Raw genomic sequence first — 20808 nt, 5'->3', positions numbered from 1 at the left:
TATGAAAAATCTACGCGGATTACTGTTGAAACGTGGTGTTATGGCTTTGGCGATGGCAGCGGGTGGCTCAGCCGCTTTGCTGTTTGGGTCCAATGCCCTGGCAGCCGTTGACATTCAGGTCTGGACCGCTTTGAACGCGCACAATCAGGGCGAGTTTGAAAGTTTGGTTCGGGATTTCAATCGCAGCCAGAAAGACGTCAAAGTGACGGTCAAGGCGCATGAAACCGAAGCGGCGCTCGAGCAGCTCATGAGCGCTGGCAAGGATCTGCCCAATCTGGTGCAGCTTGGCGAGATGTCCGGTCTGGATGAGGTGGCCGATCGCCCCTACATCCTGCCCATGCACACCTTGCTGGCACGGGAAAAGATGGACAACGTGTCCTGGTTCCTGGCCTCGAACTCATTTGTGCGCAATGGCCGTGGTCAATTGCAGGGGTTCCCTTACATGGCCGAAATCCCCGTCATGTACTACAACATCAATGCCTTTGATAAGGCCAAGGTCGAGCCCGCGGTTCCCAGCCGGGTCTGGCTGGACTTGCAAGGCCAGTTGGTGCAGTTGGCCAATAATGGTTCGCGCCGTTGCCCGCTGACCTCGGATCAGTCGGTGTCTATCAATCTTGAGAATCTGGCTGCGGTCAACAATCAGATCTACGGTCTGGCTCCCGGCCCCAAAGTCAAAGGCAAGGTCGGCTTTGATTTTGATCTGATGTATATCCGTCACCTGTCCATGATGATCAGCTGGGTCAAGTCGGAATTGCTGGTTAAGCCGGGCACCCTGCCAGAGTCGCCCCAGCGTTTTGCAAAAGGCGAATGTGCAGTCATGCTGTCCAACTCTGGTCATATTGGCGAGTACAGCAATACTCGCGGACTAAAATATGCCGTGACGGGTTTGCCGTACTACCCCGAAGTGACTCAAACGCCCGGTAAACCCTTCGTAACGGGCTCGGCCTTGTGGGCTGTTAAAGGTCATAATGCTGAACAGAATCAGGCCTCGGCCCGTTTCATCAACTGGCTGGCTCAGCCCGAGAATGCGGCACGCTGGTATCAGAACACAGGCTTTCTGCCTGTGAGCCGCGAAGCGTTTAACGCGACGGGCAGTGACTACTACAAGGACAAGGGCGACTGGATGCACCTGGTTGGCGCGTACAGCAGCGGCACCTCGGGTACGGCCAAAGGCAATTTCCGTAATTACCGCCAGATCCGCGCCGTGTTCAATCAAAGTCTGGATAGCGCGCTGGATGGTCATCAGCCGGCCTTGACGGCCTTGCGTACGGCTGCTACCGAAGCCAACCGTCTGGTGGCTCAGAAAGGACGCTGATTTATCTGTCCGTACAAGCCGATCTGGCGGCTTGAGCGAGCATCACCGAAGATAAACCCCATGCCCCTGACGGGACATGGGGTTTTTTCTATGGATGTCTGTGATGCGCGTCTTTGCCCGTTTTATCGTGTTGTTGCTATGTTGCCTTGGGATGTCTGCCTGTCAGACTGGACGGGGGAGCGATGGCCGCTTGGCCGACCCGGCTACGCGTGTGTTCAATTTCGACTGGCGTTTGTCAGGCGACCCGCAAGCCGGCCCCATGCAGGTTTTTGATAATGGCACGCGTATCTGGCTGCATTTTGCGCCGGGCCAGAGATTGCCTGCTGTGTTTGGATGGCATGACGGTCAGGAGACTTTGCTGACATTGAACGTGTCCGGTCAATTTCACGTCATTGATGCATTGTGGACGGAACTGGTGTTTCGCGCTGGGCGGGCGCAAGCCAGGGCAAGTCTGAGACCGTCGCAGACAACAGACGACGCCTCGCATCGTCAGCATGATGGGGCTGCTGCTTTGTCGTCGCCGGCCCCTTCGGACAGGCAGTCACGGCAGAACGCTGCCCTGGGGAAGCCCGGCCTGTCTGGTGATACGTCTCTGGGAGTAGCGGCTCCTTCCGTCACGGATGGACGTGCTCAGTCCGAGAGCAGGTCTGGGACGTCCTTGCGATCTGAGTCATCTGCGCGCCTGGAGATGCTGCCAGAGGCTCCACTGAAGCGCCCAATGCCGCCAGAGCGCCCGGCAGACAGTCTTGTAGCAGCATCTGCTGCAGAGGGGGAAACATCCCCGGCAACCCCGCCCTCTGATCTTGATGGGGGAAAGTGGGCGCGTATAGAGGGGGAGGGGCAGGCAGCGACTCCTCGCGTGAAAGGACAGAACCAGCAGGCTGTGGAGGGGCCATGGGAGGAAAAAACACAGTCTGTTTTTGAACTGCGCCTGAAAGATAAAACGCTACGACAAGCGCTGATTCGTTGGGCCAGGCAGGCCAAATGGGTGTTTACGCCTGAGCATTGGGCCTTGGAGGTGGATTTTCCTATCAAGACGGCCGCCCGATTTGAAGGAGATTTTGAGACGGCGGTGGCCCAGTTGCTGGATGCGGCTAAGCTGAATGCGCATCCTTTACAGGCCTGCTTTTACTCCAATCGGGTCTTGCGGGTGCTGAGCTGGCCCCAAACCTGCAAACCTCAGCGACGGGGGGAGGGGCAATCATGAAGTGCGTCGTTTTGCCACTGGTGTTGCTCATGGCAGGCTGCGTCTTGCAAACAGGCGGACGCCAGGCTGAGCAGGCCTGGTTTGATGAGGCGTTTGTGCTGGATTCAGCAGAGCAACGGTCGGAAAGTGTCACACAGTCTGTCGACAAACCTTGGCTGTTGGGAGACGCAGTTCCCTTGAGAAAAAAGCCTGTTATGCCGGCTGTCCTGCGTCCCGGACAGACTTTCAGCTTTTCTTTGGAGGAACCTTTACCCAGCCTGGATGAGCTAGCCCGCCGCCTTTCAGCCCTGTCTGATCTATCGGTCACGATCAGTCCTGAAGCCCGTTTGCCCCTGGCACACTTTTTACCGCGCCTGAACGTGAACGAGGAAGCTCTTGAGCCAGCGCCGCGTGGGGGTTTGGTCTTTGAGCAATTGCGCTTGTCTGATTTACTGGATCAAATCGCCGCAGTCTACAGTCTGAGCTGGCGGCTCCATGCCGGTCGCATCGAACTGTATCGTATAGAAACCCGTCGTTTTGATCTGCCTGTCGCCGCCACAGAGCAGCATGTCCGTTCCGCTCAAGCCGCTGATAGGGGCGGCGTGGGTGATACGGTGCTTGACCGAGGTCAGGATGAGGGAAGAGGCCGTTCGGCTGCCGCGTATCTGCAGGACATGACGGAAATGTTCTTGTCCCGGGCCGGAAAGGTCAGAGTTCTGGGGCATCCTCCTCATGCCTTGCTGGTGACAGACACGCCGGCCCGTCTGAGTGCCTTGGGCTTGGCCCTGAAGCAACAGCCCGAGTTATGGCACCGGGATGGAATGTTGCCCGGTAAAACACAGCTCAAGGGGGGGCGATGATCTCCGCCACCTTGCCGCGCGAATACTGGTTTGGCTTGCAATGGACTGAGACTGAGCAGAGGCCGTTTGGTGGCCCGCCGGGTCGCTCTCGATGGATATGTCGTATGGGAGCGGAACGGCCCGCACTGGGCTGGGTGTGGGGCAAACAACTGCGTCACCGGCGTCGTGGCTCGGTACTCCGCCTGGCGCGGACGGGGCCGACGCGCTCGGGATTGAGAGGCATCCAAGCCCACTCTGCGGCCGCCTGCCTGGCGGTTCATCACCCTCAGGAAACGGTGCTCCTGTTATGGGCCGTAGCCCCTGGACTGCTGTGGTTCCTGGTGCTGGAACAAGGTAAGGTGGTGGAGGGCAGTGACTGCGTGCTGTCTCAGCTCGGGCAAGTGCATGCCTTGCGGCAAGCGATGCGGACACGGTATCCCAGGCTGCGTGAATTGCGGCAACCTGATGATGTATGGATATGCCTGGAGCAGGGCAGTCGTACCCATACACGCATGCTGCGTCAATCTATCACCAGGATCGGAGATACAAAAAAAACGTTTATCCGCCTGTTCACGCTGTCTCTGTTCTTGATGATGGGAGTGGCTAGCGTGCTGTCGGTGGGTTTACGGGACCAGAACAGCAGAGGAGGGTCCCCTGACAGCCCGGGTTTTGAGATAAGCATTGAGCCAAGTCTCCACCTTCAGTTCACCCCTCGTCTTGACCCAGCCAAGAGCCTGGTGTCCGCTTCTGGCCCAGACTTAGACGATGATCCAAATCCAAATCCAAATTTAAACTCAGGTTCAGACTCAAGCTCCAGTGTAGAGTCAGATCAGGAGCCGGACCCGGCCGCTGCCTCGACTGGGGTCTTGGCTTCCGTTACCTCCCCTGGCTTGCTCACGGTTTCAGCTCCTTTGCCAGCTCCCACTTCAGCCTTACGGGCTCCCTCCCGGCAAAGTGCGACTGCAGGTTTGGAACTCACTTCAGGGCAGGATGCGGGCCGTGCCTTCGCCCTTCTTCAGCAGGCGGCCCAACCCGAGGAGCGGTCTGCAGCGAATTTGTCGATAAGGGACACGTCTCACCAAGGGCGAGGCTGGCAATTGCGGCACATAGACCGTCGTGCGTCGTTCGATGCCTGGGAGTGTCACAGTGTGTGGGCCTGTCTGCGACAGGAAACAGAAAAGAAAGTGGGCCATGCTCGCCCTTCCAGGGTCGCAGAAAGCGCGCCTCAATCATTCAGGCCTGAGTCCTGGGCAAGTTTGAAAGCGATCTACGGTCGCGATACGCGCTTGCTGGCCGAGGTGCAGATCGGTCAGCGTGTGCTGTTGTTTCAGCAGGGGCAGGTATGGCCCGTGGGACGAGAGCGTGATCGGCAAATCCGCTTGTTGTCACTGGACAGTCGTTGTATCGAGCTTGAATTCGAGCCTGAAGCAGGACAGAGTTTGTCTCCAACCTCAACGCCAGCCCCTGTCCCTCCTCCAGCACAGGCCCAAAGCCGGGTACAAGGCCAGACTCCATCAAACGCTCACACCCAGCCACACGCGGTAGACCAGAGCCAAACCCAGGTTCGGGAGCACGGTCAAACCCAAGCACAGGAGCAAACTCAGGCACGGGGGGCAGGCCACGCTCCCTTACGGCATCAAGCTGGAAATTATCGCAATGCGCAAGCCAATACACACAGTCAGCCCCGGCAGGCGATGCAGTCATTCCGATCTGGCAAGCTATGTCTGGCGGCAGGGAGTGGGTAAAGCCCGCAGCAGTCTTCGCTACCAGGTGCGTGGCGCCATAAGAAAAAACCCCGACGTGACATGTGTCACATCGGGGCTGGAGGGAGCGGGCTGATGGCCCTGTCAGGGCTTGGCCTGGGGCACTCCTAGTCGCGTGTACCGCTCCAGGCGGCAATCGCGGCACGCTCTTCGTCAGTCATTTGAGTCATATTGCCCAAAGGCATGTACTTGGAGTGCACCACGGTTTTCACCTGTTCTGCGTGCAACACGGTGTTGTCGATGGTATCGAGCAGCATGCCGGCAGGGGCGGCGGTAAAGCCAAAGTCTGCATTGGGCTTGACCGCGTGACACTGTACACATCGGGCATCCATGATTTCCTGGACGCGAGCGACCGTGATCGTTTCGGCGGCCTCACCGGCTGCTGGAGCGCTGGCAACCTCACCTTTGAGATTGGCAGGGGCAGCCAGGTAGCCCACGATCAGCAGGAGAACCACACCGGCAGCCGGGTAGGCTGGCTTTTTGATGCCGGCATGCATCAGCACAAAGTACTGACGGATCAGGGCGCCGGCAAAGATGAACAGCACCATGATGATCCACGCGTTGGGGTTGTTATACGTGAACGAGTAGTGGTTGCTCAGCATCAGCAACAGGACAGGCAGCGTGAAGTAGGTATTGTGTACCGAACGCTGTTTGCCGCGCTTGCCATCCAGAGGGTTGGGCGCCTGACCGGCTTTCAGTGCCTTGACCATGCGGCGCTGGCCGGGAATGATCCAGAAGAACACGTTGGCCGACATGCTGGTGGCCATCACGGCGCCAGTCAGCAAGAAGGCAGCACGACCCGAGAAGATGTGGGCGCTCAGGTAAGCCACCACGACCATCATGATGGCCACAGCCACGCTCAGCAGGCCGTCGCGGTTCATGTTGGGACTGATCAGTCGGCACAGACCGTTATAGACCACCCAGCCCAGCACCAGGAAAGCAATGGCCATCACATTAGCCTGCGTGCCCGACATTTGGGCCGCCCATTCCCAGGGACTGTTGGGGTTGACCAGATAGAACTCGGGTTTGGTCAGGTAAAGCAGGGCGAACAGGAAGAAGCCGGACAACCAGGTGGTGTAGGACTTCCAGAAAGACCAGTGCAGGTCATCGGGCAGTTCGGCCGGGTTGGTTAGGTATTTCTGGTTGTGATAGAAGCCGCCGCCGTGGACTGCCCACATCTCGCCAAACACACCGCGTTTCTTGCTTTCTTCGCCTTTAGGCGGTTTCAGGCCGTTGTCCAGCATCACAAAGTAGATGGACTCGCCGATCCAGGCGACAGCCGCAATCACGTGCAACCAGCGCAGCAGCAGGTTGCCGTACTCAAGTAGGTAAGCGTACATAAAGATCTCGTATCAGAGTGGTTTCGTATAGAAGCGAAAAGTCGACTTGGATACGCGATCAGCTGCCGCGATAGGTAGACCAGGACCAGGGGGTCACGACCAGGGGAACGTGGTAGTTGGCGTTGGCATCGGCGATACCGAACCGAATGCCGACCTGATCCACAAAGCGGGGTTCAGGCAATGCCACACCACTGGCGGCAAAGTAGTCACCGGCATGAAACACCAGTTCAAATACGCCCGTGTGCATGGCCTGGCCTTGCAGCAAGGGCTCATCACAGCGACCGTCGCTGTTGGTGTGAGTGGTTTTGATCAGAGTGCGTTGATCGTTTTCAATGGCATACAGATCGACGCGCACGCCGCTGGCTGGGCGACCTTGAGTCGTGTCAAGGACATGGGTAGATAGCTTTCCCATAAATGTCTCCGGTTTATGGTGATCAAAAAAGGTCCAGCGAGCCCAGTTTTGAGAACCGGCCGGGGGCCAACGGTGCAAGGATCAGTGCGCTGGGTTGAGGCCCCGAAACTGTCGCTCTGTTTGAGGAATCAGATTGTCGACAATTTATGTTGACGATTTTGTCGGGGTACCGAATAATTGTCAATAGTCAATAACGAGAAATTCTATGCTTCAGATACGGCGGCAAGAGGGGACGACGAATGAATCCCAAGCGCCAAGCGCCTCCTCGCTGCTCGAGGGTGGCCTGGCAGATACCGAGGTCGGGCGTGTATATAGCCAGATCTTCGATGCGGTTGTCGATCGTCGTCTTTTGCCTGGCACCAAACTGACCGAAGCCACGCTATGCACGATCTTCGAGTGTTCGCGGGCGACCGTGCGTGCCGCCCTGGCTGCCTTGGAGCACGACAAGATTGTGGTCATCGAGCCCAATCGCGGTGCGTTTGTCTGGAAGCCCACGGCCAAGCAAACGTGCGACGTCTTCGAGCTGCGGCGCGACCTGGAGTCGCTGATCCTGAAAAAACTGCTCGCTTATCCCGATGTGTCCGAGCGTTTGGCCGGTCTGTACGACATGGTGGAGCGAGAGCAGCACGCGTTTGAGCACGGCGATCGCATCAGCTGGTTGCGCCTGTCCAATGCCTTTCACGTGATGCTGGCGCGCTGCGCCGGCAACGATGAACTGACCGAGCTGATGCACACCTTGTGTGCGCGCACCACGCTCATCATCGCCTATCACGACACGCCGGGCGAACAGGCCTGCTCGTTTCATGAGCATAAAGAGATTTTGGACAAGCTTAGCCAGGGAGATGCCCAAGGCGCGCATCTGGCTATGCATCATCACTTAAGTGATTGTGAACATCGCATGAGCGAAGCGGGTGATGGCAGTGTTGCCGATCCTTGGCTGGCCCTCAGCGTAAAACGCTAAACGGAGACGGTATGTCCTTGAGTAAGTACCCTCGTGACCTGGTCGGTTACGGCAAAAACGTGCCCCATGCACAATGGCCTGATCGGGCGCGCATCGCGGTGCAGTTTGTCTTGAACTATGAAGAAGGGGGGGAGAACTGCGTCCTGCACGGTGACCCGGGCTCTGAGCAGTTTCTGTCCGAGATCATCGGCGCAGCAGCCTACCCGGACCGTCACTTGTCCATGGAGTCCATTTATGAATACGGCTCGCGGGCGGGTGTCTGGCGGATTCTGAAAGAGTTTGAAAAGCGCGGCCTGCCCATGACCATCTTTGGTGTGGGCATGGCGCTGGAGCGTCACCCCGAGCTGGCACAGGAATTTGTGCGCCTGGGGCATGAAATTGCTTGTCATGGCTACCGCTGGATTCACTACCAGAACGTGTCTGAAGAAGTCGAGCGCGAGCATATGCGCCAGTGCGTAAAAGTGCTGACGGACTTGCTGGGCCATCATCCCGAGGGCTGGTATACCGGTCGGGACAGCCCCAACACCTTGCGTCTGGTGGCCGAAGAGGGTCAGTTCTTGTACAGCTCCGATTATTACGGTGATGACCTGCCGTTCTGGACCGAAGTTCAGCTCAGCGACAATACGGTCAAGCCCCAGTTGATTGTGCCCTATACGCTGGACAGCAATGACATGCGTTTTGCTGCCCCTCAGGGGTTCAATACGGGCGACCATTTCTTCTCCTACCTGAAAGACGCATTTGACGTGCTCTACGAAGAAGGTGAAGACGCTCCCAAGATGCTGTCCATCGGTTTGCACTGCCGTCTGATCGGCCGCCCTGGGCGCTTTCGCGCCTTGCAGCGCTTCCTGGATTATGTGCAGTCGCACGAGCGTGTCTGGGTTTGCCGCCGTGTGGATATTGCCCGTCATTGGGCCGAGCACCATCCCTATCCGTCCAAGGCTTGACCGGGGCAGGGCCAGGGTTTGTGTCTCCTGGCCCATCAAGATGGCATCCTGAATTTGAGCAGGGTGCATGGACATTCCGACTCGCAAGGGTCGGAATTGTTGTTTCTACCCGCTGAAAACAGTACTATTTGTCGCTTACGCAGCCGCTCGTACAGGGAGTGTGGCGTCCTGGCTTCTCACTGCTTTGCCGGGGCGGCAGGTGTTGTGCCAGCGCAGCGCGCGCATGGGCTGCAAGGCTGATCGTCTTATAATAGGCAGTTAAATTTTCCATCGCGTTGCATGTAATGAAAACCTCAGAAATTCGTCAGAAGTTTCTTTCTTTTTTTGAATCCAAGGGACACCACATCGTTTCCTCGGCTTCGCTGGTGCCAGGCAATGATCCTACCTTGCTGTTCACAAACGCAGGGATGGTGCAGTTCAAAGATGTGTTCACGGGCAAGGAAACCCGCCCCTACAACCGTGCGACCAGCTCTCAGCGTTGTGTTCGTGCCGGTGGCAAGCATAACGACCTGGAAAACGTGGGCTACACCGCTCGTCACCACACCTTTTTTGAAATGTTGGGCAACTTCAGCTTTGGCGACTACTTCAAGCAAGACGCCATTCGCTATGCCTGGGAACTGCTGACGACGGTTTACAAACTGCCTGCCGAAAAACTCTGGGTCACCGTCTATCAGGAAGACGATGAGGCCTATGATATCTGGGCCTCGGAAATTGGGGTGCCCAAAGAGCGCATCATCCGCATTGGCGACAAGGGTGGCGTGCGCTACAACTCGGACAACTTCTGGCAGATGGCCGATACCGGTCCCTGTGGGCCGTGCTCTGAAATCTTCTACGACCACGGTCCTGATGTTTGGGGCGGCCCTCCCGGTTCGCCCGAGGAAGACGGCGACCGCTACATCGAGGTGTGGAACCTGGTGTTCATGCAGTTCGAACGTTCCGCTGACGGCACCATGACGCCGCTACCCAAGCCTTGTGTGGATACGGGCATGGGTCTGGAGCGTATTTCGGCTGTGCTGCAGCACGTGCATTCCAACTACGAAATCGACCTGTTCCAATCCCTGATTCAGGCCGCCGCACGCGAAACCAAGACCAGTGACCTGAGCAACAACTCGCTCAAGGTGATTGCCGATCATATCCGCGCCTGCAGCTTTCTGATTATTGACGGGGTCATTCCCAGCAATGAAGGTCGCGGCTATGTGTTGCGCCGTATTATTCGACGCGCTCTGCGTCACGGTCACAAGCTGGGTCAGAAGGGCCTGTTCTTCTATCGCCTGGTGCAAGACCTGGGCTTGGTCATGGGCGAAGCCTATCCCGAGCTGATTAGCCAGCGTGAGCGTATCGAACAGGTGCTGCGCCAAGAGGAAGAGCGTTTCAGCGAAACGCTGGAAAATGGCATGCGCATTCTGGAAGGTGCCTTGGTCAACCTGCCAGCGGATGCCAAGCTGGACGGTCAGACGCTGTTTACCTTGTACGACACCTATGGTTTCCCTGTGGACCTGACCGCCGATATCTGCCGCGAGCGTGGCATTGAGGTCGATCTGGACGGTTTTGAAGTCGCCATGGAAAACCAGCGCCAGATGGCACGCGCTTCGGGCAAGTTCAAAACAGCCGAAGGCTTGAGCTACTCCGGGGTGCAAACTCGTTTTGATGGTTACACCACCCTGGAAGGCAGTGGCACGGTCACTGCCTTGTATGTGGATGGCACCTCCGTGCAGTCCGTGACCCCGGGCCAGCAAGCGGTAGTGGTTCTGGATGCCACCCCTTTCTACGCCGAGTCCGGTGGTCAGGTAGGTGACGCAGGTATCCTGAGCGATGCCGCGGGTTTGTTCTTTGAGGTGCAAGATACCCAAAAGATTTCCAATCAGGTTTTCGGGCACCAAGGCGTGTTGAACGCAGGCACCCTGACAGTGGGCCAGACCGTTCAAGCCCAGGTGGATACCGAGCGCCGCGAGCGTGTGATTCGTAACCACTCGGCCACGCATTTGATGCACAAGGCTTTGCGTCAGGTGCTGGGCGGTCACGTTCAGCAACGTGGTTCCCTGGTAGATGCTGAAAAAACCCGTTTTGACTTTGCGCACGATGCCGCCATGACGGCCGAGCAAATCGCGCAAGTCGAAGCGATTGTGAACGAGCAGGTTCTGGCGAACCAGGCCGTGCAAGCCCAACTGATGTCCTTTGACGACGCCGTCAGTGGCGGTGCCATGGCTTTGTTTGGTGAAAAGTACGGCGACGAAGTGCGCGTGCTGGATATCGGTTTCTCGCGTGAACTGTGCGGTGGCACTCACGTTCAACGCACGGGCGACATCGGCTTGTTCAAGATTGTCTCGGAAGGTGGTGTCGCCGCTGGCGTGCGCCGTGTCGAGGCCATTACCGGCACCAACAGCCTGCATTGGGTGCAAGCGCGGGAGCGCTTGCTGAGCGAGGCTTCCGCCAGCCTGCGTACTCAGCCAGAAGGTCTGCTAACCCGTATCAACGCCTTGCAAGGTCAGATCAAGGATTTGGAGCGCGAGCGCGAGCAAATGCAATCCAAGCTGGCGGCTTCGGCTGGTCAGGATCTGTTGGCTCAGGCCGTACCCTTGAATGACAGCAGCCGCTTGCTGGTGGCCACGCTGCAAGGCGTGGAAGCCAAAGCCTTGCGCGAAATGGCCGATCAGTTGAAGAACAAGCTGCAGTCTGCCGTGATCCTGCTGTCTATCGTGGCGGACGGAAAGGTCAGCCTGGTGGCAGGCGTAACGCCTGACCTGACCTCCAAGGTCAAGGCGGGTGACCTGGTGGGCTTTGTAGCCTCGCAGTTGGGCGGGAAGGGTGGTGGTCGTCCTGATATGGCCATGGGCGGCGGTACCGATGCCAGCGTCTTGCCACAGGCCAATGCCTCGGTGCAGGCCTGGGTCCAAAGCAAGTTGGGTGCGTAATGGCGATGTGCGAGACTGGCGCTTTGCCCAACAGCGATCTGCAGGTGGATGCAAGCGGGCTGAAATGCCCCTTGCCCATCCTGCGTGCCAAGAAAGCTTTGGCGCAACTGGAGTCCGGGCAAGTGTTGCAAGTTATCACCACCGACCAGCACGCCATTCAGGATTTTCAGGCTTTTTGTCGCCAAACTGGCAACGAATTGTTGGCTCAAGACCAGCAAGCCGAAAAAACTCTGCATTTTTTACGCCGTCGTTAAGCTGACGGCGGTAGAATACTGTTTTGTCTGTTGCGTATCTAGCACTGAATCTGCTATCTTAGCGTGTTACTTTTGGCATGCTTGCCAGAATAGTGCTAGAATTTTTTGTTTACCTTACACAATAAAGGGATTATCAATGGTGGTAATTCGCTTGGCCCGTGGTGGCTCCAAAAAGCGTCCTTTTTACAACGTAGTAGCCGCCGAGGCGAGCCAACGCCGTGATGGTCGCTTCATCGAACGTCTGGGTTTTTACAACCCCGTTGCTGGCGAAGGTCAGGAAAACCTGCGTCTGCAAATGGACCGCGTTAAGCACTTCACCGACAACGGTGCACAGGTTTCGCCCGCTGTGGCTCGCCTGTTGAAAGAATACTCGGCTAAGGTTGCTTCGGCTGCCTAAGTTGATTCACCTGTTTTTTGGTAGTGTTTAGTGTGAAGCAAGACGCGATTCCTGCTGACCTTGTTGAGTTGGGACGCATTGTTTCCGCTTATGGCGTGCGTGGCTGGGTTAAGATCCAGCCGCATTCCATGCAGACCAAAGCACTGCTAAATGCAAAAACATGGTGGTTAAAAACGCCCCGGCCTGGATCTCAGGCGGGCGTTTTTGCGTCTGCATCGCCAAGACAGATCCAAACAGCCAAGCAGCATGGGGCAACCATCGTGGCGCAGTTTGAAGGTCTGGATAATCGAGAGGTGGCCCAAGCCCTTAAAGGGCATACGGTTTGGGTATCCCGTGCCGCTTTTCCCCCGGCGGACGACGATGAGTTTTATTGGGTTGATCTGATCGGCTGCCGCTTTTTTGGCGAGCAGGAGGGCCAGGCGCACCTTCTGGGCCAGGTGGCAGAAGTGCTGGATAATGGCGCTCATTCGATTTTGGTCGTGCATCGGGGCTGCTGGGACGCCAACGGCGTCTTTGCGCCTGAGAAAGACGAGCAGGGCCGACCACTGGAAGAGCTGGTGCCCTTTGTGCAAGCCATTGTGCATACGGTCGATTTGCCTGCTCGCGAACTGCATAGTCACTGGGCGATTTGACCCTTCCCTGCCTAGCGATTGCGATACTACGGCCCGCTGGGCTCTGTATCGTCATGCTCCAGCCACTTTTTCTCTTGCCGAGCCCTCATGCGATTTGATGCCCTGACCCTGTTCCCGGACATGTTTGATGTGGTCAGCGAGGCTGGTGTCACCGGCCGCGCACACAAGCAGGGCATCTGGCAGATGCGGACCTGGAATCCGCGTGACTACACCACGGACGTGCATCGTACCGTGGACGATCGCCCTTATGGCGGCGGCCCGGGCATGGTCATGCTGGCTGATCCCTTGAATGATGCGCTGGATCAGGCTTTGGCTGATCGTGGCGATAGTCCGGAAGTTATCTTGCTGAGTCCTACAGGGCGACGCTTTGATCAGGCTGTGGCGCAGGAACTGGCTCAAGGTCCCGGCGCAGTTCTGGTTTGTGGTCGCTATGAGGGTATCGATCAACGTTTTATTGATGCACGGGTTACCCAGGAGCTGTCTTTGGGGGACTTTGTGTTGTCAGGCGGCGAGATTGCTTCCCTGGCAATCATCGATAGCGTGGTCCGCCTCTTGCCGGGAGTGCTGAACGACGCTGATTCGGCGCGCCAGGATTCCTTTCATGCGGGCAACAGCGGTTTGCTGGATAGTCCACATTACACACGCCCCGAGGTTTACCGCGGCCAAGCGGTGCCTGAGGTGTTGATGTCTGGTCACCATGGTCGTATCCGGGCTTGGCGACGAGAGCAATCCCTGCGTTTGACCGTGACGCGCCGTCCTGAGCTGATTGAGCTGGCTCGCCAGCGTGGCGAACTTAGCAAGGCGGATGAACGGTTTTTGGCTTCTTTGGCGGCACAACAGCCTGATTGAACCAGCTTGCGCTTGCTGAGCTATCAGCAGGTCGAACAAGCGGGGCTGGGCTTGCCGGCAGGCTCGCCCACGTCGCTATGCCCAACGACTTTTTTGACGCTCTGCCCCTCGGAGCAGGCTTTGTGTCATCTGTGATTTGCGAGAGCGGCTCCTTGCCACGGGCTGGGCCCCTTGTGTCAGGGTGGATCGCTATGCTCGGTGACGGACGTGTTGTGATGGCGGTGTAGCGCAGGCAAGAGAGGCTGCCGGCTTTTTAAGAGGCAAGAACGCTCCGCTCGTGGTGCTGAATCGGCGCGCTGCCCTCGTAAGTGATCTGTAGGCTAAGCCCTTGATGGCAATAAAAAGGCCCTGCACGAGTGCAGGGCCGTTGCCTGTTGCCTGGGTTTACGTCGCGGTATCAGCCCAGACGATCAAACTGCTGCTTCACCTTGGCCAGCGTTTCACCGAACTGAGCCACGCGCTGGCGCTCCTGTTCGACCACAGCGGCAGGGGCGCGCTCCACAAAGCTGGCGTTGCCCAGTTTGGCTCCGGCCTTGTTGATCTCCCCTTGGAGGCGCTCGATTTCCTTGGAAAGACGGATACGCTCCGCTTCCACGTCGATCTCTACATGCAGCATGAGCTGAGTGGTGCCAATCACTTGTACGGGTGCGCCTGCGTCTGTGGGCAACTGGTCCACAATTTCCACGCTTTCCAGTTTGCCCAAGGCAGCCAGGTAAGGGCTGTTGGCTTTCAGGGTGGCGGCGTCACCTTGTGCAATCAGCGGTACACGCTGGGCGGGCGAGATGTTCATTTCGCCTCGCAGGGCGCGAATGGCGTCGACCTGGGCTTTCAGCTCTGCGACCTGTGCCTGTGCCTGTTCATCAATGGCGGCAGGGTTGGCAATCGGGTAAGGCTGAACCGAAATGCTGGTGGTTTCATCGGCAGCGCGCTTGCCAGCCACCACCGAGACTTTCTGCCACAGCTCTTCCGTGATGAAAGGGATGATGGGGTGCGCAACGCGTAGCACCACTTCCAGCACGCGGATCAGGGTGCGACGGGTGCCCAGCTGCTGTTCGGGTGTGCCATTTTGAATCTGAGTCTTGGCCAGCTCCAGGTACCAGTCACAGTACTCGTCCCACACAAAGTGGTAGATGGCGTTGGCGATGTTGTCGAAACGGTAGTCGGCAAATCCGCGTTCGGCGTCCTGCTCGAGGCCTTGCAGCAAGCTGATGATCCAGCGATCGGCAAAGCTCAATTCGGCTGGAGCATCCGTGTGGAGCTCATGGCCTTCGGTGTTCATCAGCACAAAGCGGGTGGCATTCCACAGCTTGTTGCAGAAGTTGCGGTAACCTTCGCAGCGCTTCATGTCGAAGTTGATGTTGCGGCCCAGCGTGGCATAGGCGGCCATGGTAAAGCGCAACGCGTCCGTACCGAAGGCGGGGATGCCATCGGGATAGTCTTTCTTGGTGCGCTTGCTAATGCTTTGCGCCTGCTTGGGGTTCATCAGGCCAAAGGTGCGCTTGTGCAGGAGGCTTTCCAGATCTATGCCGTCGATCAAATCCACCGGGTCAATGGTATTGCCCTTGGATTTGCTCATTTTCTTGCCTTCCATGTCGCAGACCAGCCCATGCACGTAGACGGTCTTGAAAGGAACGCGGCCGGTCAGGTGCATGCTCATCATGACCATGCGGGCCACCCAGAAGAAAATAATGTCGAAACCGGTTACCAGCACGCTGGAGGGTAGGTAGCGCGCCAGGTCAGGCGTTTCTTCGGGCCAGCCCAGGTCGGTAAAGGGCACCAGGGCGGAGGAGAACCAGGTGTCCAGTACATCTTCGTCGCGGCGCAAGGGGCCTGTCACGCCAGCGGCGCGGGCTTGTTCCAGAGCGTCCTCTTCGGAGCGGGCGACAAACAGGCTGCCGTCTTCGGCGTACCAGGCGGGAATCTGGTGACCCCACCACAGCTGACGGGAAATGCACCAGTCCTGAATATTGTTCAGCCACTGGTTGTAGGTGTTGGACCAGTTGTCAGGGTAGAAGCGCACACGGCCATCGGCCACCACGTCCAGGGCAACCTGGGTGATGCTTTTGCCGGGGTGCAGCGAGTCTTCCGGAGCGGGCTTGCTCATGGCTACAAACCACTGGTCGGTCAGCATGGGTTCGATGACCGTATTGGTGCGGTCGCCCCGCGGCACCATCAGTTTGTGAGGCTTGACGGCCTGCAGCAGTCCCTGGGCTTCCAGATCGGCCACGATTTGCTTGCGCGCGGCAAAGCGCTCCAGGCCTTGATAGGCTTCGGGGGCAGTATCCGCAATGTGGGCATCCAGAGTCAGGATGCTGATCATTTCCAGGCCGTGGCGCTGGCCAACGGCGTAGTCATTGAAGTCGTGGGCAGGAGTTACCTTCACCACGCCGGTACCAAAGGCCGGGTCCACGTAGTCGTCCGCAATGATCGGGATGGAGCGGCCAACCAGAGGCAGGGTAACGGTTTGGCCGATCAGGCCGATATAGCGCTCGTCCTCAGGGTGCACCATCAGGGCGACGTCGCCCAGCATCGTTTCAGGGCGGGTGGTGGCCACCGTCAGATGGGTCAATTCCCCCTGGGGGGTAGTCAGCGGATAACGGATTTCCCACAGGTGGCCGTCCTCTTCCTCGCTCACCACTTCCAGGTCGGATACGGCGGTACCCAGCACGGGGTCCCAGTTCACCAGGCGCTTGCCCCGGTAAATCAGCCCCTGTTCGTACAAGCGCACGAAGGTCTCCAGCACGCCACGGGACAGTTTGTCATCCATGGTGAAGTATTCGCGGCTCCAGTCGCAGGAAGCACCCAGGCGACGAAACTGGCCAGTGATGGTATTGCCGGACTTTTCCTTCCATTCCCAGACTTTTTCCAGGAATTTCTCGCGGCCCAGGTCGTGGCGGCTGATGTTTTGGGCATCAAGCTGGCGCTCCACAATGATCTGGGTGGCAATCCCGGCGTGATCGGTACCAGGAATGTAGACCGTATCGTCGCCTTTCATGCGGTGGTAGCGCGTCAGGCCATCCATGATGGTCTGGTTAAAAGCGTGACCCATGTGCAGCGTCCCGGTGACGTTCGGCGGCGGGGACTGAATCACAAAAGGTTCTGACTGATGATCGCCCAAGGGCTGGACGTGTTGGCCACCCTTGAAAAGGTCGGCTTGTTCCCAGCGCGCGTACCAGCGCGTTTCGATTTCCTGGGGTTCAAAGCTCTTGGATAGCTGCTCGTCGGAGGTCGTTGCGGATGAGTTGGTCATGGTGATGCGGTCTGTCCCCCTCGTATGGCACGGTAGGTGCCGCAGAAGGCGGAACTAATCCTGGGTAAAAAACGAATGTAAGATGCACTATTTTAAGATGTGGCCGTGCGTCTTTGGCGTGGTAAAATGCCGGGTTGCCGTAAATCTGATGAAAGTGCTTGTTTTCATTAAAAAATTTAGCGCGAACCGTCGGATCTGCATTTTGCTTTACGCAGCAAAGACTACACTATATTGTTCTTATTTGGATTTTCACATGGCTATTGAACGCACTCTGTCCATTATCAAGCCCGACGCTGTTGCTAAAAACGTGATCGGTCAGATTATTTCCCGCTTTGAAGGCGCTGGCCTGAAAGTGATCGCTGGTCGCCTGGTTCACTTGTCCCGTGGCGAAGCCGAGCGTTTTTACGGCGTCCACGCCGAGCGTCCTTTCTTCAAGGATCTGGTTGACTTCATGGTTTCCGGTCCTGTGTTCGTGCAGGTTCTGGAAGGCGAAGGCGCCATTGCCAAGAACCGTGAGCTGATGGGTGCCACCGACCCCAAGAAAGCTGAGCCCGGCACCATCCGCGCTGATTTCGCTGAAAGCATTGACGCCAATGCCGTGCATGGTTCCGACGCGCCGGAAACCGCTGCGGTTGAAATCGCTTTCTTCTTTCCAGAGTGCAACGTTTACAGCCGTTAATAGGCTGAACCGCGCAGTACTGGCGGCACTCTGATCAGGAATTGCCCGGCCCGCCGCAACGGTGGTGCGCCGGGCACCTCTCAGAAAAGAGACTTGTTTGCGCTTGTGCAACAAGATAAATGCCAGACGGCGTGAAGGTATTATTTTTTTATGTCATCGCTCGAACCTATCAATCTTCTGGGCCTGGGCCCGGAGCAACTTGTTGAACTGGTCGCCCAATGGGGTGGCAAGCCTTTCCGAGCGCGCCAATTGCAGCGCTGGATACACCAGCGGCAACAGGACGACTTTGGGCAGATGACCGACCTGGCGCGCGAGTTCCGCGAGCAATTGACGGCTCATTGCCTTGTCACCGCGCCCAGCATGTCGCACGAACATATTTCTGCCGACGGCACCCGCAAGTGGCTGTTTGATGTCGGTAGCAACAACGCGGTTGAGGCGGTTTTCATTCCCGAGGACGATCGGGGCACGCTTTGTATTTCCAGTCAGGCAGGTTGTACCGTTGCCTGCCCGTTCTGTTCGACCGGATATCAGGGCTTTAATCGCAATCTGACCACTGCGGAGATCATTGGTCAGTTGTGGTATGCCCGTCGGGCCTTGCTTAGTGCGCCGGAAACCGCTCGTATTGGCGATGCCGCGCAAACCAGTACCCGGGTGATCAGCAATGTGGTCATGATGGGCATGGGGGAGCCTTTGCTCAATTACGATCAGGTGCTCGGTGCCTTGCGCCTGATGCTCGATGATAACGCCTACGGTCTGTCTCGCCGCCGCGTCACGGTTTCCACATCCGGCGTAGTGCCGATGATGGACCGTCTGGCTCAGGATTGCCCGGTTGCCCTGGCGGTGTCCCTGCATGCGCCCAATGACGCGCTGCGCGATCGGCTGGTGCCGTTGAACAAGAAGTATCCGCTGGCTGAGCTGCTCGATGCCTGTAACCGGTATCTGGAGCATGCCCCGCGTGACTTCATCACGTTTGAATACATCATGCTGGACGGTATCAATGATACGGATCAGCATGCGCAGGAATTGTTGGATATTGCGCGTATTGTGCGCTGTAAATTTAACTTGATCCCATTCAACCCTTTTCCGCAGTCCGGTCTGAAACGTTCTTCGGCAGCGCGCGTCAAGCAGTTTGCCCAGAGGCTGATGGATGGTGGGGTGGTAACGACTGTGCGCAAGACCCGCGGCGATGATATCGCCGCCGCGTGTGGGCAGTTGGCGGGCGATATACGAGATCGCACCCGCATCGAACAGCGATTGCCTGATCGGGCGGTCATTCAAATCAAACAGGAACGTGCATGAGCGAGACTCTGGACTCCTCCCATCAATCGGCTCCGGATGCGGGCTCAGGGGTAGGCCCTACACTGCGGGAGTTGCGTCTGGCGCGATCCTGTACGCTTAACGAAGCTTCCACCCGTTTGAAGTTTTCCGTGCGTCAGCTTGAGGCTCTGGAGGCCCAGGAGTGGGATCAGCTCCCCGGTGGCCAGCCGTTGCGGGGGATGGTGCGCAACTATGCGCGTTTTCTGCAGGCTGACGTGTCGGCGGTGTTGGTCATGCTGGAAGCCCAGGTCAGTGACACGGCGGCACCCAAGCCCGTGCCGCGCAGTCCCTCCGGTTCAGGACTGGGCAAAGCCGACTTGAGTCTGTATGCCGATTCGCGCGGCGGTTTTGGCTGGGTCTGGATTCTGATTATTGTTGTGTTGTTGTTGGTAGCGGGCTTTTATGCCATTGACCGGGGCTGGGTTCCCCAGGAATGGCTGGTATTTGATTGGCTCAAGGACTTGAAGAAATGACGCAGGGTCCCGAAACTTCCTCTGCTTGCCAGCCTCTGCCGGTTGGCGCCCAGCCCAAACGGGTGACGCGTACCGTGGATGTGCGCTGGGGTAATCATGTCGTTAAACTGGGGGGCTCGGCACCGGTTGTGGTCCAGTCCATGACCAACACCGATACGGTCGATGCGATTGCGACGGCGATTCAGGTGAAGGAGTTGGCCCGAGCGGGCTCCGAGATGGTGCGTATCACCGTCAATACCCCCGAGGCAGCCCGTGAGGTGCCCGCCATTCGTGAACAGCTGGATCGCATGGGGGTGAATGTCCCCCTGGTCGGCGACTTTCACTACAACGGCCACAAATTGCTGGCGGATTATCCCGAGTGTGCCCAGGCCCTGTCCAAGTACCGAATCAATCCGGGCAATATGGGCGGCGGCAAGCGCCGTGATGATAATTTCGCCAAGATGATTGATATTGCCTGCCGGTATGACAAGGCCGTGCGCATTGGCGTGAACTGGGGCAGCCTGGATCATGAGCTGATGGCCCGCATGATGGATGAGAACAATCAGCGCGCTCAGCCCTGGACCGCCCAGGCGGTCATGCGTGATGCCCTGGTCATCTCTGCCATCAGCAACGCCCAGCGTGCTGAGGAGCTGGGCTTGTCGGGTAACCGGATCGTACTGTCTTGCAAGGTCAGCCATGTACAGGACCTGATTACGGTCTACCAGGATTTGTCGGCACGCTGCGATTACGCGCTGCATTTGGGCTTGACTGAAGCCGGGATGGGCAGCAAGGGAATTGTGGCTTCGACCGCGGCCCTGGCCGTGTTGTTGCAGCAAGGCATTGGTGACACCATTCGTATTTCCCTGACGCCTGAGCCGGGCGGTGATCGTGCCCGTGAGGTGGTGGTGGCTCAGGAAATTCTGCAGACCATGGGCTTGCGTGCCTTCACGCCTATGGTCGTGGCCTGCCCGGGTTGTGGTCGCACCAGCAGTACGGTGTTCCAGGAACTGGCCAACGATATTCAACGTTATTTGCGTGACCAGATGCCTGTCTGGAAGGATCAGTACCCCGGCGTGGAAACCATGAACGTCGCGGTCATGGGCTGTGTGGTCAATGGTCCGGGCGAGAGCCGGCACGCGGACATAGGCATCAGTTTGCCGGGAACCGGGGAAGTGCCCTCGGCGCCGGTCTATGTGGATGGTGAGCGGGTGGTGACCCTGAAGGGTGATACTATCGCTCAAGAATTTCAGACCATTGTCCAGAATTACGTTGAGCGACGCTACGGCAGGGCGCCAACGGTTTGATC

Annotated in this window: 18 protein-coding genes; 15 read left to right on the top strand and 3 right to left on the bottom strand. The window is 57.8% G+C overall.

Annotated elements, in window-relative coordinates; translation table 11 throughout:
- Position 1: 1 nt before the first annotated feature.
- The 4 genes from ACOZ42_RS10295 (at position 2) to ACOZ42_RS10280 (ending at position 5085) form a co-directional block, all read left to right on the top strand.
- Entirely contained in the window at positions 2–1315 is a 1314-nt protein-coding gene (locus ACOZ42_RS10295) for an extracellular solute-binding protein (RefSeq protein ID WP_003799285.1), read from the top strand.
- 103 nt (positions 1316–1418) lie between these two features.
- The gene (locus ACOZ42_RS10290; RefSeq protein WP_426345104.1) at positions 1419–2522 is read left to right on the top strand and encodes a TcpQ domain-containing protein; all 1104 of its coding nucleotides are present in this window, start codon (positions 1419–1421) and stop codon (positions 2520–2522) included.
- Entirely contained in the window at positions 2519–3361 is an 843-nt protein-coding gene (locus tag ACOZ42_RS10285) for a hypothetical protein (RefSeq protein ID WP_059318844.1), read from the top strand. The genes ACOZ42_RS10290 and ACOZ42_RS10285 overlap by 4 nt, the downstream gene beginning before the upstream one ends.
- A gap of 1235 nt (positions 3362–4596) precedes the next feature.
- Positions 4597–5085, top strand: a complete 489-nt coding sequence (locus tag ACOZ42_RS10280; RefSeq protein ID WP_131070670.1) for a hypothetical protein — start codon at positions 4597–4599, stop codon at positions 5083–5085.
- Positions 5086–5210: 125 nt separating this feature from the next.
- On the opposite strand, the gene ACOZ42_RS10275 is transcribed toward ACOZ42_RS10280, so the two are convergent.
- Positions 5211–6443: a urate hydroxylase PuuD gene (locus ACOZ42_RS10275; RefSeq protein WP_240208593.1), complete on the bottom strand. Its 1233-nt coding sequence runs from the start codon at positions 6441–6443 to the stop codon at positions 5211–5213.
- 58 nt (positions 6444–6501) lie between these two features.
- Positions 6502–6855, bottom strand: a complete 354-nt coding sequence (gene uraH / locus ACOZ42_RS10270; protein WP_003799293.1) for a hydroxyisourate hydrolase — start codon at positions 6853–6855, stop codon at positions 6502–6504.
- A 205-nt stretch (positions 6856–7060) separates the two neighbouring features.
- Between uraH and ACOZ42_RS10265 the strand changes: the two genes are divergently transcribed.
- The 7 genes from ACOZ42_RS10265 to trmD all read left to right on the top strand — a co-directional run bounded on the left by ACOZ42_RS10265 (position 7061) and on the right by trmD (position 13804).
- Positions 7061–7816 (top strand): GntR family transcriptional regulator, encoded by a 756-nt coding sequence (locus ACOZ42_RS10265; RefSeq protein ID WP_426345103.1) that lies wholly within the window; start codon positions 7061–7063, stop codon positions 7814–7816.
- Between the two features lie 11 nt (positions 7817–7827).
- Positions 7828–8760, top strand: a complete 933-nt coding sequence (puuE, locus tag ACOZ42_RS10260; protein WP_003799295.1) for an allantoinase PuuE — start codon at positions 7828–7830, stop codon at positions 8758–8760.
- Between the two features lie 284 nt (positions 8761–9044).
- Positions 9045–11672, top strand: coding sequence for an alanine--tRNA ligase (gene alaS / locus ACOZ42_RS10255; protein ID WP_426345102.1), 2628 nt, complete (start codon positions 9045–9047; stop codon positions 11670–11672).
- On the top strand, positions 11672–11926 hold the full coding sequence (locus tag ACOZ42_RS10250; protein WP_301605846.1) for a sulfurtransferase TusA family protein: 255 nt from the start codon (positions 11672–11674) through the stop codon (positions 11924–11926). The genes alaS and ACOZ42_RS10250 overlap by 1 nt, the downstream gene beginning before the upstream one ends.
- A gap of 136 nt (positions 11927–12062) precedes the next feature.
- The gene (gene rpsP / locus ACOZ42_RS10245) at positions 12063–12323 is read left to right on the top strand and encodes a 30S ribosomal protein S16 (protein ID WP_003799298.1); all 261 of its coding nucleotides are present in this window, start codon (positions 12063–12065) and stop codon (positions 12321–12323) included.
- Positions 12324–12355: 32 nt separating this feature from the next.
- Positions 12356–12955, top strand: a complete 600-nt coding sequence (gene rimM / locus ACOZ42_RS10240; RefSeq protein ID WP_131070666.1) for a ribosome maturation factor RimM — start codon at positions 12356–12358, stop codon at positions 12953–12955.
- Positions 12956–13042: 87 nt separating this feature from the next.
- Positions 13043–13804 (top strand): tRNA (guanosine(37)-N1)-methyltransferase TrmD, encoded by a 762-nt coding sequence (trmD, locus tag ACOZ42_RS10235; protein ID WP_426345101.1) that lies wholly within the window; start codon positions 13043–13045, stop codon positions 13802–13804.
- Positions 13805–14201: 397 nt separating this feature from the next.
- On the opposite strand, the gene ACOZ42_RS10230 is transcribed toward trmD, so the two are convergent.
- A complete protein-coding gene (locus tag ACOZ42_RS10230; RefSeq protein ID WP_426345100.1) occupies positions 14202–17054 on the bottom strand; it encodes a valine--tRNA ligase in 2853 nt (950 codons plus the stop codon).
- A 253-nt stretch (positions 17055–17307) separates the two neighbouring features.
- Between ACOZ42_RS10230 and ndk the strand changes: the two genes are divergently transcribed.
- From ndk to ispG, 4 genes are all read left to right on the top strand, one after another.
- The gene (ndk, locus tag ACOZ42_RS10225) at positions 17308–17733 is read left to right on the top strand and encodes a nucleoside-diphosphate kinase (protein WP_003799306.1); all 426 of its coding nucleotides are present in this window, start codon (positions 17308–17310) and stop codon (positions 17731–17733) included.
- A gap of 150 nt (positions 17734–17883) precedes the next feature.
- On the top strand, positions 17884–19032 hold the full coding sequence (rlmN, locus tag ACOZ42_RS10220; RefSeq protein WP_003799309.1) for a 23S rRNA (adenine(2503)-C(2))-methyltransferase RlmN: 1149 nt from the start codon (positions 17884–17886) through the stop codon (positions 19030–19032).
- Positions 19029–19523, top strand: coding sequence for a helix-turn-helix domain-containing protein (locus ACOZ42_RS10215; RefSeq protein WP_415301769.1), 495 nt, complete (start codon positions 19029–19031; stop codon positions 19521–19523). Before rlmN ends, ACOZ42_RS10215 begins: the two co-directional genes overlap by 4 nt.
- On the top strand, positions 19520–20806 hold the full coding sequence (ispG, locus tag ACOZ42_RS10210; protein WP_039942894.1) for a flavodoxin-dependent (E)-4-hydroxy-3-methylbut-2-enyl-diphosphate synthase: 1287 nt from the start codon (positions 19520–19522) through the stop codon (positions 20804–20806). The genes ACOZ42_RS10215 and ispG overlap by 4 nt, the downstream gene beginning before the upstream one ends.
- Positions 20807–20808 lie beyond the last annotated feature (2 nt).

Source organism: Alcaligenes sp. HNGD-HTN06, assembly GCF_049932565.1.
Taxonomy (GTDB): Bacteria; Pseudomonadota; Gammaproteobacteria; order Burkholderiales; family Burkholderiaceae_B; genus Alcaligenes; species Alcaligenes ammonioxydans.
This window is presented reverse-complemented; position numbering and strand designations above follow the sequence as displayed.